The following is a 14,290-nucleotide window of genomic DNA, read 5'->3' as shown; positions in this document are numbered from 1 at the left end:
TTATTATAAGCCTAAGCATTGGAAATGTCCACTAGCGGTCTGGGCAATCAGTCTGGGCAGCCGCATTTTCTTTTTTAGCGCAAAACAGGGCTGTCCTCAAGCAGATTTGTCCGCTCTTCGGATAACCCTGTTTACGATAATTCCCTACTCATTTAAAGCATTGGCATCAACTGTTAAGTGTCTACCCTTGTTTAACGATAATTGTAACATTTGACTGAAGCCCCGAATGATCCCTCAATATCCCGGAAACGGTGAGTGTCTCGCTTCCAAGCTGCTCTCTCAGCTTACCGACCGATATTCCGTTGTTTTGAGGATCAAATCGATCACCTAGAAACTCCCGCACAGTCATGTGCGCCATTCCATTTTGGAACGGGACCGTTCTGGTAAGACCGTTTGACGTAACCGACAGCTGATAAGAGTCGTCTGATGCATTAATTGTGAATCCTGTCACCATTTCTGTGTCTGGCCACGATTTGAGGACTATAAATGAGATTCGATTGCTGCTCTCAATAGAAGCGAATTCATTTCTGCTATTGATTTCTGCTGCAGTGGATTTAATAATAGGTGCCACTGTATCAGTAGTGATGAGGATCGTTAAAGTCACCGTGGATTGATTGCCGGACGTATCGGTCAAGGTTCCGGCTATGGTCAAATTCTTGCCGCCCATTGCGCGTTTGAGCGTACCTACTGTGATACCGTCCTGTTGGGGATCCAACTTGCCAAGCAAATCTTTTACAGCGAGATTCACGCTGCCGTCGTTAAAATACACGGATCTGCTTACCCCACCGGCAGTGAATGTAAGCTGTTTGGCTTCTTTGGACGATTTCATTTTAAAGTCGGTGATTCTTGATGAATCCGATATTGTCGACGGAATCTCGAGCGTCACGAAATTGCCTGTTTGAATCATTGCCGTAATATCATTACCTGCAATCACGGCGGATGCATTAATCAACACCGGTGCCGGGGCATTCGAATCTTTGACCAGCCTCAGCAGTACAATGGACTTACGGTTGGGATTACCGGAAATGTCCCTTAATTCACCGCTTACTTCCAAGCTTTGTTTGCCAAGTAAATCTCTTAAGGTTCCAACGGCAACCCCATTGCCTTGCGGATCAATGGAAGGACCGAGCAATTCGCTCACGGTTGCGTTGGCCTGGCCGTTGCGGAACGTAATTGTTCTTGTGATGCCGTTCATAACCGTTACAATTAATTTGTCCGCATTGCTGCTGGCGTTAATTGTAAAGCCTGTTACCATATCCGAACTGTTCAAGCCACTAGACAGGGTAAATGTGATTTGATTTCCAGCGACATTCGCTTGCACATCATTTCCGCCAATCTTCGCGGCTGCCGAGATAACCATCGGTGCGGCCGCGCCGTCCCCGCTTCCTTGCTCCAGCTGTGCAATCGTATTCTCTGCGGAAACCAGTACATTTAAGTTGGTGATATCCGCATCTTTCGCACCCAACGCTTGCGCATCTCTCACTTTAGCACGGGCTGCGATAACTGCCGGTTTGTCCGTGAGCGTTATTATGCCGGGCAGCGACCTGATCGCTTGAATAGCCGATTGCACCGCTTCGTTTTTCATTTCTGTCAGCCTGCTCTCCGATTGGACCAATTTCGATAACTCGTTGACGTTGAAAGTCGCCCCAAGGCTTAGGGCTCCGTTCACCAATTCACGCGCCCGGCCCACTGCCGCTTTATCACTGGCAGTTATCGTCGCAGGCAGTGCGTTAATGGCATTGATAGCAGCCGTTTTGGCTCGGTCTTTTAAGGCAGTGTCGCTGCCTGTCAATACTACACTGACCACCGTAGTGGACTGAACAGTAGTAACGGTTCCGTTAGAAATAAGACTGGCAGTTGTAATATTGACAAGTCTAATTGTGGCAATCGTCGTGTTCTGCGCAACGTTGATAGTAGACCCTTCCGTGGCCACGATAATGGTAGTGGCAGAAAACAAGCCGACAAATTTCACTTGTTGATTCTCGGCCCCCGCTGTAGTCACCACTTGATTCACAGTGCCGCTGGAGTTGATGGTTACAGCAGCAGCGACCTGGATTTGCGAAACCGACGTATTCTGTCCCACCACGTTTAATGTAGATCCTGCAGCCGCCAGTGATACGACAGTCGTCAAGAACGAGCCTTGCAGATTCACCTGGCTGTTCACTGCCGCCGAAGTGACGGAAAGCTGGCTGACAATACCGTTGGACACAATGGTGGTGCTGGCAGCCACATTTAACTGCGACACGTTGGAGCCTTGGGCAATGACTACTGTAGAGCTCGCGGCCGCCACAGATATACTTCCGGTAAAGTTACCCTGCAAATCCACCTGCCGGCTGTTCGCTTCAGAAGTTACCTGCACATTTCCGAAGGATCCGGCTTCAGAGTTCAGAATAACCTGCGATTGAATAACAGTAGTAGCAATCACAGTCGTTTGCGAAGTGACGATCCTCACGGCATTATTTTGTTGTATCGTATTGACTGTTAATGTGGTGATCGTAATATTGGTCAAAAAGTGTATGGAGTTTGCGGCACCGGAAAGAACTTTGACCTCGTCCGCTTTAATATTTTGCAAGGACAAATCGCCAGCGGCACCCGGGTCCACTATTAAAGTACCATGAATAACTGCTGTTCCGTTCTGAGGACCGAATAATTTGGCATTTTTGCAGACTGTGATATTCCCCGTGTACTCGCCTGCGTCGATAGAGCATTTGCCCGACGGACGCGAGGACGAATCGGAATCAGACACAACACCGCCTCCGCCGGAGATAACAGGCGGTTTCAGTAATTCTTCGATTTTCTTCGCTGCTTCGTCCAGCTTCGATAAATTTGTAAAATCTTTATCCAGTGCGCCCAGCTTTCGAGCGGCGTCTACCTTCGCACGAGCCGCTTCAACGGCGGCCTTGTCTTCTTTTGCCAGAGAAGATACGATGGGCAGCGCAGCGATGGCTTCATTCGCCGCCTTCACCGCTTGCTCCAATGTCAGGGCCGGCTCCGGAATCAAGGACGCGGCCTTGTCAGCATACGTCTTTTGATTAAATTTGAACTCATATGCCAATCGCGCCAAAGCCTGTCTTTCGGCGAAGCTCCGCGGCATAAAGCTCACCGCTCCTTTACCGTTATCGACACCCTGCAGGAAGCCGATTTTAAAAGCCAGGGAAACATAAGGTTTAGCCCATTCGGAGATCTCGGCAAAATCCGCTAAAGTTGTGTCGGCCGGCAGCATCTTCGCCGTCTCTTCCAATTTCAGAGCGCGTATGAAGAATACCGCTAATTGCTCTCTTGTAACGCGGCTCTCCGGTGAGAATGTGGTGGGCGACGTACCGTCTGTAATGCCTGTTTTGAGCAGTGCTCCGACAAATCCCTTATACCAGGCATCTGCGGGAACATCCGAGAATTGAACGGAGGCGGCCGCGTCTTCTTTCAGCCCCAAAGAAAGAACCAAAACCTTCGCGAGCTGAGACCGGGTCATGGCCTCTCTCGGTTTAAAGCTTCCGTCCTGGAAGCCGGCTAATATCCCGGTGTTCACTAACGCCTGTATTTCCCGCTTGGCATAAGATCCGTCCAGATCGTTGAATGGATCGGTGCCGCCGGCGCCGGCATATGCCTTTGAATCGGCCGCAGCCGCAAAGTTCAAGTTCCCTGCCGCAAATAAAGAAAAGAGCATCGTAAAGATCATCACAAGGGCAAATTTGCTGCGGTGAGTTTTGTTATGAAAAATGGAATACAAGGAAACATTCCTCCCTATTTAAAGTAAAACTAATGGTTAACGATATTCTGCTTATGGATTAAAAACCAAGGTAATACTCTTATTGCTTCCGTTGCGGAGCTTAATGGATGCTGCGGGGGTCACCGGCATTCCCCCGGCTAATGCTCTCAGCGTTCCCACCGAGACGCCGTCGCCCCGTTTATCCAAGCTCCCCATAAGCTGGCTTACTGTGACGCTTGCGGTACCGTCCTGAAATGAAACAGTCTTCGTCAATCCCAGCATCGTTACCGAAATGCTCTCGACATCTCCGGAGGTTTGTACGGAAAAACCGGAGAAGCGGTCCGTATCCTTTAATGTTTTAGGGAGATTAAAGGATATGGTATTGTTTGCGCCAATCTGGGCCGGAATATTTTGACCGCCGATGCTCGCGTATGCCGATTGAATGATGTTGGTATTGACGGTTGGCGGCTGCGCCGTTTCCAGCTGGGATATCTTCTGTTCGCACGCGGTGAGCAGGTACAGATTGGTGATATCGGCATCTACGGCACCCTTGGCTTTGGCCGCCTCTACTTTCTGCCGGGCCGCCTTTACCGCCTGCTTGTCCGCCAGCGTTAGCTGCTCTGCGGAGGCAAGCGCTTTGATGGCGTCGACAGCGGTTTGTATCTCACCGGGCGGCAGCGCTCCCGGTGCGGTTATGCCGGAGTCCTGGCTTTTGCCCGGACCGGGCGTCGGTGCAGCGGGTGCCCAGCCGGATGACGACGATCCTTGCGAGCCTTCACTGCCTGAAACCGGTGAACTGGATCCCGTGCCGGCTGACGCTCCTGACGAAACTTGAGCGCCTGCGGTAGGGGGGGCCGGGCCCGGTTCCGGCTTGGCAGGCGAAATTCCTTCACTGCCGTCGGGACTCTGTGTGTGATGGGCCGCATCCGTTAGCTCCTTGATGATTCGCGCGGCGGACTCCGCGTATTGTTGGCGATTGAAGTTGAACTCATAAGCGAGTCTGGCCAAAGCTTGTCTTTCCGCTTTTTCCCCCGGAGCGAAACGTAAGGTACCGTCCGCATTCTCGATCCCTTTGATAAAGCCGATTCGATTGGCCAGCGATATATAGGGTCGAGCCCATTCAGACACTTTGTCCATATCCGCTATGGTTGACTGGGCCGTAGCGGCTTTTGCCGTTTCCTCCAGACCGAAAGCCCGGATGAAGAACACGGCCAATTGTTCCCTCGTTACCGTATCGTTAGGGGAGAAGGTTGTTATGGAGGTGCCCTGAGTAATACCCGCTTTCACCAATGCTCCCACATATCCCCTGTACCATGCATCCCCCGGAATGTCGGTAAATCCGGAAGCCGCATCAGCATTCTCTTCAAGTTTCATGGACAAGACAACGATTTTGGCAAGGTCGGCGCGTGTAATCGCTTTAGTCGGCCGGAAAGTTCCGTCCTCATATCCGTTAATAATACCTGCTCCAACCAACCTCAAAATTTCCGGCTTCGCGTAAGAGCCTTCGACATCGCTTAGCAGTTCGTTCGCATTTGCATTTGCGGCTAAAAACATAGATAACACGGCAGATAGCAAAATAATATGTTTTAACGGGCTGCCTTTACTTCTCAAAATATGTCCCCTCTCTAGTTTGTTATGATACAAAATGTATCACATGGAATAACGATTTTCTACTGTTAATTTAAAATTTTATAATAATTTATTTAAAATCCAGCCTCCAGCATGGGGTCTGACCACCCGCCGCGCGCAATGTCAAAAAAAGCGCCCCGATTAAAAGGGCGCTTCCAGTCACAACATGTTTGCACTTATTAGCTTGAAATATGGCCTTGGCTCAAACCGCCTTTCAGCCTCCGGCCTTAATCCTCCATAACTTGGACAAAAAGCTTGCCCAATTCTTCCACCGCTTCTTCTTCCCGCTCTCCGTCAGCCTCCAGAGTCACTTCGTCATTCAATTCAATTCCCAGCGTGAGCATGCTCAGAGAGCTTTTTCCGTTCACTTTCTTGCCGTTTTTGATGACGCTGATTTTACAAGGAAATTCGCTGGCTTTTTGCACAAATATTTTCGTAGGGCGAACATGAAACCCCGATGGATTTACGACAGTATACGTCTTGGTGATCAATGCGACTCACTCCTCATGTTGTTCTCGATAAATGTCAGGACCTCGGTTTGATTTCTCATGGATACGATCTGATCCGCGAAACCGGACCACTCCTGGCGGGAGGTCCTCTTGATCAAAGCACGGGCGGGCAGAATGGAGCTTGCGCTCATGCTGAATTCATACAAGCCCATTCCGACCAGCAGGGGGATAGCCTTTTCGTCTCCGGCCATTTCACCGCACATGCCTACCCAGCGGCCTTCCCGCTCCGCCGCGCTGATTACCATCCGGATCAATCTTAGGATGGATGGATGGCACGGCTGGTACAAATAGGACACCGTCTCATTCATTCGGTCCGCTGCCATCGTATATTGAATGAGATCGTTCGTGCCGATGCTGAAGAAATCGACTTCTTTGGCTAAAGCATCCGCAGCCAAAGCCGCAGCGGGCACTTCGATCATCATGCCCACCTCAATGCGGCCGGCCACCTCAATGCCCTCCGCGATAAGTTTGTCTTTCTCCTCCTGCAGCAGCCGCTTAGCTTCCAGCAGTTCTTCCATAACGGCTATCATTGGAAACATAATTTTTAGCTCGCCGTGCCGGCTGGCGCGGAGAAGCGCCCTCAATTGAGTACGGAACAAGTCTTGGCGGTCCAGGCAAAGACGGACGGCACGAAGGCCGAGAAACGGATTGCTTTCCGCCGGAAGCTTCATGTAAGGCAGTTCCTTGTCTCCTCCGATATCCAGCGTCCGGATGACAACGGGCTTGTTCTCCATTTTTTCAAGCACGTACTTGTATACCTGAAATTGTTCTTCTTCCGTCGGCAGCGAATTGCGGCCCATATACAAAAACTCCGTGCGGAACAAGCCGATACCCTCGGCCCCGTTGTCGACCACCTTCTGCACGTCTTCCACACTGCCGATGTTGGCGGCGAGCTCCACTCTTCTGCCGTCTTTTGTGACCGTAGGCTGCCCGGCCAGCTGACGAAGCTCGGCTTTCCTTTGGTCAGCCCGTTCTTTTTTATCCCGGTACGCCTTCAGCTCTTCCTCGCTTGGGTCAACCAGGATTTTTCCTTCCGCCGCATCCATAATGACCCATGCGCCGTCGGCAATTTCGGCAGCCGCTTTTCCCACTCCGACGATCGCGGGAATTTCAAGAGAACGCGCCATGATGGCGGAGTGGGAGGTACGGCTTCCGACTTCCGTAATAAAGCCGCGGACATAATCCAGGTTGAGCTGAGCCGTGTCTGAAGGCGCCAAATCCGCCGCGATCAAGATGGACTCCTCCGCAATCACGGAAACTCCGGCATCCGCCTGGCCGCGCAGGTGGCCCATGATCCGGCCGGACACGTCGCGGACATCAGCGGCCCGTTCTCTCAAAAGCTCGTTATCCATGCCCATAAGCATCTCGATAAAGCCTTGGGATACTTCGTACAGCGCATACTCCGCATTGATTTTCTCGGCAGAAATATTTTCAAGGATGACATCGATCAGATCAGGATCCTCCAAGAGCAGCATATGCGCTTCGAAGATTTCCGCTTTCTGGGACCCCATCTTTTGTTCGGTCAGGTCGCGGATGTCTTCCAACTCCCGCCTTGCATTTTCGACGGCCTCTTGAAATCTGGATACTTCCTGCTTGGGATCCGGCACGGCAGTGCGCGTTGGAATATAGTTCTGATTTTTCAGACGGTAAGCTTTCGCAATGGCGATGCCCGGGGATGCGGCGGTGCCGGTTATGATGTGTGCGATGCTGGACATATTGAATTCCCCTTCCGTTTAAGAGTTAAGCGATGGCTTTAAGAGTCCATACTGACGAACGATGTTTTCATGCACCGGATGATTCGCCGGTATTTCCGTATATTGGGCAATGGCTTCCCGCAGCCCCTTCTCCTTGATCGCCGCCTGCAGTTCAACCGCTTCCGGATCTTCCGCATAATCGAAATGGAGGGCCGCAGCCATGGCGAGTGCCAGGCGATCCGCGCTCAGACCAAGCTCAAACGCTTGTAAAGCGGGACGAACCAGCCGGTCGTTGGGAGATAATTTGCGGATAGGAGAACGCCCGACGCGGACAACCTCGTCCGTCAAGTACGGATTGCGGAAGCGGTCCAGGATTTTATCGATGTATGCTTTATGCTCCCCGCTGTCAAAGCCATACTTCTTAACCAGCAGCGCGCCCGTCTCTTCCAGCACTTGACGCACCTCGGCGGCGATTTCGCCGTCGGCCATGCTCTCCTGTATCGTCGTGTAACCATGCACGTATCCAAGATAAGCCGCGCAGCAGTGTCCCGTGTTCACGGTGAACAGTTTACGCTCGATGTACGGCTCCAGATTATCGACATAATGAACCCCTTCGATCAGCTTAAACCCTTCGAACATTTGAGAACGGTCGATGACCCACTCATAAAAAGGCTCCACAGTTACATGAAGAGGATCCTCATGATGCTGAATCGGAACGATCCGGTCTACCGCGGCATCCGGAAAGGCGGTGATTTTATCCGCCTCGCTCCGCATTTCCTCGCTCAAATGAGAGTAAACATGCTGTTTGAGCTGACTGCTGCCGCCGATCGCGTTTTCGCAGGCAATGACGGCAAGAGGCCCGAGATCCAGCTTCGTACGCAGCTCAATCCCTTTGGCGATGCCTCCGGCAACATGCTTCAGCACGTTGACACCTACTGCGGTGGTGACAAGATCTGCATGGGCGATGGCTTTCGCCACCTCCTCCAGTTCTTTGCCGTCCAATGCGGAAACGCCGCTTACGGTAAACCGGTCCTGCGACTCGTTCGCCAATGAAACCGTATATTCGCCTTTTTGGTGCAGCAGGTTTACAAGCGAGTCATTGACATCAATGAAACATACCTCATATCCCGAGCGTGACAAAAGAAGCCCGATAAAGCCTCTGCCGATATTTCCCGCGCCAAAATGAACCGCCCTCATGCTTCCAGCCCTCTTTCGAAAATTTGAATCATTTCCTCGGGCGTCGACGCGCTGCGGATGCGCTCCATGTTCTCTTCTTCGGAGCAGATCATAGCGACATTGGTCAAAATCCCCATATGCTCGTCTCCCGACGCTGCGATTCCTATGACCAGGTAAGCAGGCTCGCCCTCGCCGAAGTCCACGCCCGCGGGAATCTGTACGATCGACAATCCAGTGGAAGAGATCATTCCTTTGGAATCTTGGGTGCCGTGGGGTATAGCCAAACCTGCGCCCATGTATGTGGACAGCGACTGCTCTCTTTCAATCATTTTATCTACATAAGCGGGAGCGGCATGGCCTGCGTCAACCAGCAGCTGACCGGCGATGCGGATGGCCTCGAATTTGTCTTTGACATTGATGTTCAGCTTGATTTTTTCTTTAGATAAGATGCTCATGGTGAATTTCTCCCCGTTTCCGTTTTATTTTCGAAAAATCTTGCCAGTTCCATGGACATAAAATGCTTGATTTCGCTCTGTGTCCCTGTTTCCATCAGCTCAACCAATTCAGGCAGCAGCAGCAGGGAGCTGATTTCGCTCAGCACTTCCAGGCTTTCTTTGGACAGCTCCCGGGGACCCAGCATAAGCAGAAGATGCTTGACCTGAGCGGGAGTGTCCTTGTGCAAAGGCAGGCCGTGGCTTAACCGGAACAAAGAAAATGAAGGTTTCCCGATCCGCTCGCTTCTAGTGTGAAAAAGAGCAAGACCCGTGCCGGGAATCACTTGGCTGCTCAGCCGTTCCCGTTCCAGCAAAAGCTCTACGACCGGCTCCACATCTTCGATGATGCCGGCCTGTTGAATAAGCCCGCATACCGTCTCCAGCGTTTCCCGCAAATCGGAGAATCCGCGGTCCAATGTGTATACCTGGAAAGTATCCATGAGCCTTACAATTTCATTCAAGTATGCCTGCAGGCTGCGCAGCCACTCATCCGCAGGCTCATCTGCAGCAGGCGCTTCGGGAACGCCTCTTGTTTTTTTCTTCAAAGTCACTTCATTGATAAAATGCCGCAGTCTCTCCGTCTCTTCCTCTGTCAGCAGTGGAGTCAGCTTAATGTACTGGTCCGGCTCCAAAGGAAGGTCGACGGTGGAGATGATTAAATCGTACTCTTCCTCCGGAATCCGTACGGCTTCGAACCAGGAAGAGCGGCCGATGATGTCGATCTGTGGCAGCTTCCTGGCAAGCCGGACGGCGAGCATTTGCGACGAACCGATGCCGCTGGTGCATACCAGGATCGCCCTCACATTACGACGAAACTGCTTCAGCCGCTCCATGGACGCTCCAAAGTGCATCACCAGAAATCCGATTTCCTCGTCCGGCACATCGATCCCCGTCAAGATTTCATCTGCGGCTTCCCTAATAATGCCGAACAAATAGGCGTAGTCTTTCCTTGTCTGTGCCAAAAGAGGATTGCGTACAGGGTGATCTTCTTTCATTCTCAGCAGCGCAGGCTCCATGTGGTTGATCAATCCTTCGCGCAGCGAACGGTCTTCCCTGAACGCAATGTCCGTCTTATCCTCGATATAATTTATTAACCTTTGCACGGTCTCCATTAAACCCAGATCATCCTGGAGCAGCAGCCGATTGGGATCCGTCTCCGCCTTGGGTTCCAGCAGCCTGACGAGATACGCGAAGTCTTCCGCAGTCAAAGCCAAGTCCAGCGTTTCCGCCAATTGACGCACGGCCTGCCGCAGTGCAGGATCCCGGCTCTCTTGATCCGTCGTCCCGCTTCCTTCCACCCGCTTGCCCTTTCGAATTCGCTCGACCGCAACCGAAACCCGGATGAGAAGGTCCGTATATTCTGCTTCCGTCAGCTTGTTAAGCCATTTCTCCTCCAGCTGCCATAACGAGTCTTCGACTTTCATCATATTTTGCTTTCCGACCATCTGGAGCAGCTTAAGCGTTACGGACTTCCTCCTGTTCCCGGTCAAAGTGCCGAACAAGTCGGAATCATCCAAATGATTTCTCGCAAGCCGGGAGATCAGATTCCGCTTGCTCTCTTCGGCACCGCTGACTTCCACGCCATAACCTTTTTTCCTCACCAGGGCAAGGCCGCTTTTCTCGATCAAATTTTCCAGCTCATCCAGATCGGAAGTGACGGTGGGTACGGTCACCTTCAGGTCGCGGGACAAAGCGTAAAGCTTTGCCGGTTCATCTGCTTCCAGCAGCATGCAAAGCGTCATGACCTTACGCTCATCGGGAGAAAATTCCACGGAACCAGGATCTATCAACAGCTGCCGCATCGCCTCAAGCTTCTCCTCGGCACCGTCGATGTGCACGCCTTTTCCGGATTTTTTATGAAGCTCCAGCCCGAAGCTTGCCAGCTCCTTTTCCAATTCGGACAGCTCTCTGTGGATCGTTCGTGTGCTGACCTTGATGTGCGCGGCAATTTCGCTTGCTGTGATCTCATCCTTGCGGCCCAGCAGCAGCTCCAGAATTTGCCGGTGCCGGTTTGAAAAGTTCATCGCCATTCTTCCTCACAGACAATATGGAGATAACGCTGGCCGCAGCCAGCGTTTAGCTCAAATTTTCAATTATCAGCTCAATCTTTTAACCAGCTCGTCGTACTCCGGACTTTTCATGAAGTTATCGATCGAAACATGCTCCGCCTGCGGCTGTTGGGCTTTAGCGCGGTCCGTCAGCGATTTGTGGGTGATCACGAGATCCGCGTCCTTGGGAATTTCACTGATGGCCGTATTGATCACCGTTACGTCTACCCCGGCGTCTTTCATTTTCTTTCTTAAGATGGACGCGCCCATTGCGCTGGAACCCATGCCGGCATCGCAGGAAAAGACGATTTTTTTAATTTCCGATTTCGGCTTTGGGTCTGCCTCCAATGCTGAAGCCGACACCGCTGCCGCCGTTCCCGTCTGGCCGGAGCCTTTCATTTGCCGCATCTTTTCGGTGGCCTGGTCCAAATCTTCGTCTGCGTCTTTTCTCGAAGTTTTCAGCAGCAGGGCCGAAATCAGGAACGATACGGCGGTCGCCGTAATTACACCGCTGAATATCGGCAGCAGGCCGCCTTTTGGCGCCATCGCGATATAAGCGAATATACTTCCCGGAGAAGGTGTAGCAACCAGCCCCGCGTTAAACAGCGAGAAGGTAAACGTTCCTGTCACTCCCCCCGCGATCGTGGCAAGGATCAAGCGCGGATTCATCAGAATATAAGGGAAGTAAATCTCGTGAATGCCTCCCAGGAAATGGATGATCGCCGCTCCCGGCGCCGATTGCTTTGCCGAGCCCCGGCCGACCAGCCAATATGCGAGCAGGACTCCAAGTCCGGGACCCGGGTTGGATTCAAGCATAAACAAAATGGATTTTCCCGTCCTCGAAGCTTGCTCCAGCGCGATTGGGCTGAGCACGCCGTGATTGATCGCATTATTCAAAAACAGAATCTTGCCCGGTTCGATCAAAACGTTAGCGAGAGGCAGCAAGCCTGCGTTAACCAGAAACTGCACCCCGGCCGCCAGCATTTTGCTGATCACCTGCACGAAAGGTCCTACTACGGTGTAAGCAAGCAAAGCAAGAAGCGCGCCGATGATCCCGGAAGAGAAGTTGTTGACCAGCATTTCAAACCCTGAACGGATTTTGCCTTCAATTGCCCGGTCGAATCTCTTCAGAACCGAGGCCGAGAACGGGCCGACAATCATTGCTCCAAGAAACATCGGAATATCCGTTCCCACGATGACCCCCATGGTAGTTACGGCTCCTATGACACCGCCGCGCGTACCGTGAATCATCTGTCCGCCGGTGTAGCCTATCAAGACAGGCAGCAAATAAGTGATGATCGGTCCTACGAGTTTAGCCAAATAGGCGTTGGGAATCCAACCTGTCGGTATAAATAAAGCGGTAATCAAACCCCAGGCGATGAACGCGCCGATGTTAGGCATGACCATACCGCTGAGAAAACGGCCGAAACGCTGAACCTGAACTCTCAGATCTCCGGACGCGTTTTTCTGGGCTGCCGTCGTATTCATTAGAATGCCCTCCTTTTAAACTAATAATTTCCTTTGCCATGTTTCGACAAAGTTCTTTCTGATCTAATGATACGAAAAAGCGTTTTCAACATCAACCAAAGGAAAATCTGATTCCGTCATGAATACTGTTGCCAAGATTTAAATTTGTACTCCACACAAAAGAAAAAAGACCGCAGCAGCCCTCTCACTGGCTGAAAAACGGTCTTGCACCCGCCGGGCGGCCGTATACATCTTTTTCAATTAGCTTCTAAGCAAATCTGCAGGTATGAGGTAAATCACTTCAACCTCCAGAGTCCTGCTCCCCGCCCTGAGATGCGGCACCTTCCGCTTCCAGCCCCAGCTTCCGCGCAAGCAAACCGGTCGTGCCGGCCTGCAGCAGGATGGTGAGCAGCACCGCCATAAACGTGACCGACGAGATAAGGTCCGCGTGCTTCACCCCCATACCGGCCACCATGCCAGAGAGCGCCGCCGGGATAACCCCCGTCTCCCTTACCCAGAACATAAACGCGATTTCCTTCCACGTCCATCCGGCACTTCGGTCCGGCAGCGCGCTGATGAGTACCGTCAGAGGCCTTGCAATGAACATAAACACGAGGATGATGCCAAGGCTTGGCCACAAGTAAGCCAGAATCAGCGTGAAGTTCACCTGGCTGCCGAGCAGCACAAAAATGAGCATGCGCATCATTACCGTAATATTTTCGGCAAAATGGCCCATCTCCTCCAGCTCTTCTTTCATTTCCAGACGGAACAGATGGGCATTCCCCCATATCAAACCCGCGGCAAAGGTAGCCATAAACCCGCTGACATGCAGCAGATCCCCAAGCAAATAAGCTCCCAAAGCCGCCGTTATCATCATCAAAGCCGCATACGCCCGGAAGTGGCCCAGTTTGGGATGTCCCGCCAGAAATGAGAGCGCATACCCCACGATGACACCCACAGCAATGCCGCCCAAAGCGGTTTTCAGGAAATCGAGGATGCCCCCGCCCAAAGAAATCGACTCCCCGCCGACGATGATCCCAAGCACGGAAAAAGTAAGGATCGAGCCGGTCGCGTCATTAAAAGCGGACTCGCTCTCCACCGCCACCCTTACTTTTTCGCGGATTTTTACCTGCTTGAACACGGGAATCAAGGTCGCGGGATCGGTTGAAGAAATGATCGCCCCGAGCAGCACCGCGTATATCCAGGGCAGGCCAAGGAGCCAGTGGGCGGCCGCAGCTGTTACCGCACACGTCGCAGCCACGCCGGGAACGCTAAGCAGGCTGACCGTGAGCCATACCTTTTTCAATCCTGAAAGGTGGATATTCCTCCCTCCGTCAAACAGGATCAAGGCGGACCCGACTGTCAGAATGAACTGGTTCATGAAGGATGTTCCGGGCACATCGATCCAGTGAAACGCCTGTCCGGCGGCGATCCCCGCCACCAGGAAAAGGGCCACATCCGGCAAACGCAGCCATTCTGACAGCTTCCCGAACACCATGCCGAGTACCAGAATAAGCAGAAGCAGATACAGAATATGCTGCACATCGTGTAATACCGGGTTTTCCAT

At 52.2% G+C, this 14,290-nt stretch carries 9 protein-coding genes; all 9 read right to left on the bottom strand.

Annotation, left to right across the window (positions count from 1 at the left end):
- Window positions 1-181: 181 nt before the first annotated feature.
- Window positions 182-3,727, bottom strand: coding sequence for an S-layer homology domain-containing protein (locus tag ACZ5N7_RS19210; protein WP_464656192.1), 3,546 nt, complete (start codon window positions 3,725-3,727; stop codon window positions 182-184).
- A gap of 51 nt (window positions 3,728-3,778) precedes the next feature.
- On the bottom strand, window positions 3,779-5,317 hold the full coding sequence (locus ACZ5N7_RS19205; protein WP_464656191.1) for an S-layer homology domain-containing protein: 1,539 nt from the start codon (window positions 5,315-5,317) through the stop codon (window positions 3,779-3,781).
- A gap of 245 nt (window positions 5,318-5,562) precedes the next feature.
- Window positions 5,563-5,826 carry an HPr family phosphocarrier protein gene (locus ACZ5N7_RS19200; protein ID WP_464656190.1) on the bottom strand — a complete coding sequence of 88 codons (264 nt, stop codon included), beginning with the start codon at window positions 5,824-5,826 and terminating at the stop codon, window positions 5,563-5,565.
- Window positions 5,823-7,559, bottom strand: coding sequence for a phosphoenolpyruvate--protein phosphotransferase (ptsP, locus tag ACZ5N7_RS19195; protein ID WP_464656189.1), 1,737 nt, complete (start codon window positions 7,557-7,559; stop codon window positions 5,823-5,825). The genes ACZ5N7_RS19200 and ptsP overlap by 4 nt, the downstream gene beginning before the upstream one ends.
- A gap of 18 nt (window positions 7,560-7,577) precedes the next feature.
- Window positions 7,578-8,735, bottom strand: a complete 1,158-nt coding sequence (locus tag ACZ5N7_RS19190) for a mannitol-1-phosphate 5-dehydrogenase (protein WP_464656188.1) — start codon at window positions 8,733-8,735, stop codon at window positions 7,578-7,580.
- Entirely contained in the window at window positions 8,732-9,169 is a 438-nt protein-coding gene (locus ACZ5N7_RS19185) for a PTS sugar transporter subunit IIA (protein WP_464656187.1), read from the bottom strand. The genes ACZ5N7_RS19190 and ACZ5N7_RS19185 overlap by 4 nt, the downstream gene beginning before the upstream one ends.
- A complete protein-coding gene (locus ACZ5N7_RS19180; protein ID WP_464656186.1) occupies window positions 9,166-11,232 on the bottom strand; it encodes a BglG family transcription antiterminator in 2,067 nt (688 codons plus the stop codon). Before ACZ5N7_RS19180 ends, ACZ5N7_RS19185 begins: the two co-directional genes overlap by 4 nt.
- A 72-nt stretch (window positions 11,233-11,304) precedes the next feature.
- The gene (locus ACZ5N7_RS19175; protein ID WP_464656185.1) at window positions 11,305-12,744 is read right to left on the bottom strand and encodes a PTS mannitol transporter subunit IICB; all 1,440 of its coding nucleotides are present in this window, start codon (window positions 12,742-12,744) and stop codon (window positions 11,305-11,307) included.
- A gap of 280 nt (window positions 12,745-13,024) precedes the next feature.
- Window positions 13,025-14,290: a cation:proton antiporter gene (locus tag ACZ5N7_RS19170; protein ID WP_464656184.1), complete on the bottom strand. Its 1,266-nt coding sequence runs from the start codon at window positions 14,288-14,290 to the stop codon at window positions 13,025-13,027.

The organism is Paenibacillus sp. JCM 18996, assembly GCF_055392555.1.
This window is presented reverse-complemented; position numbering and strand designations above follow the sequence as displayed.

Bases quoted from the DNA above. Each gene is read 5' to 3' on its own strand.
- ACZ5N7_RS19180 (WP_464656186.1), bottom strand. From the start codon at position 11,232: ATGAACTTTTCAAACCGGCACCGGCAAATTCTGGAGCTGCTGCTGGGC.
- ACZ5N7_RS19185 (WP_464656187.1), bottom strand. From the start codon at position 9,169: ATGAGCATCTTATCTAAAGAAAAAATCAAGCTGAACATCAATGTCAAA.
- ACZ5N7_RS19175 (WP_464656185.1), bottom strand. From the start codon at position 12,744: ATGAATACGACGGCAGCCCAGAAAAACGCGTCCGGAGATCTGAGAGTT.
- ACZ5N7_RS19190 (WP_464656188.1), bottom strand. From the start codon at position 8,735: ATGAGGGCGGTTCATTTTGGCGCGGGAAATATCGGCAGAGGCTTTATC.
- ptsP (WP_464656189.1), bottom strand. From the start codon at position 7,559: ATGTCCAGCATCGCACACATCATAACCGGCACCGCCGCATCCCCGGGC.
- ACZ5N7_RS19170 (WP_464656184.1), bottom strand. From the start codon at position 14,290: ATGGAAAACCCGGTATTACACGATGTGCAGCATATTCTGTATCTGCTT.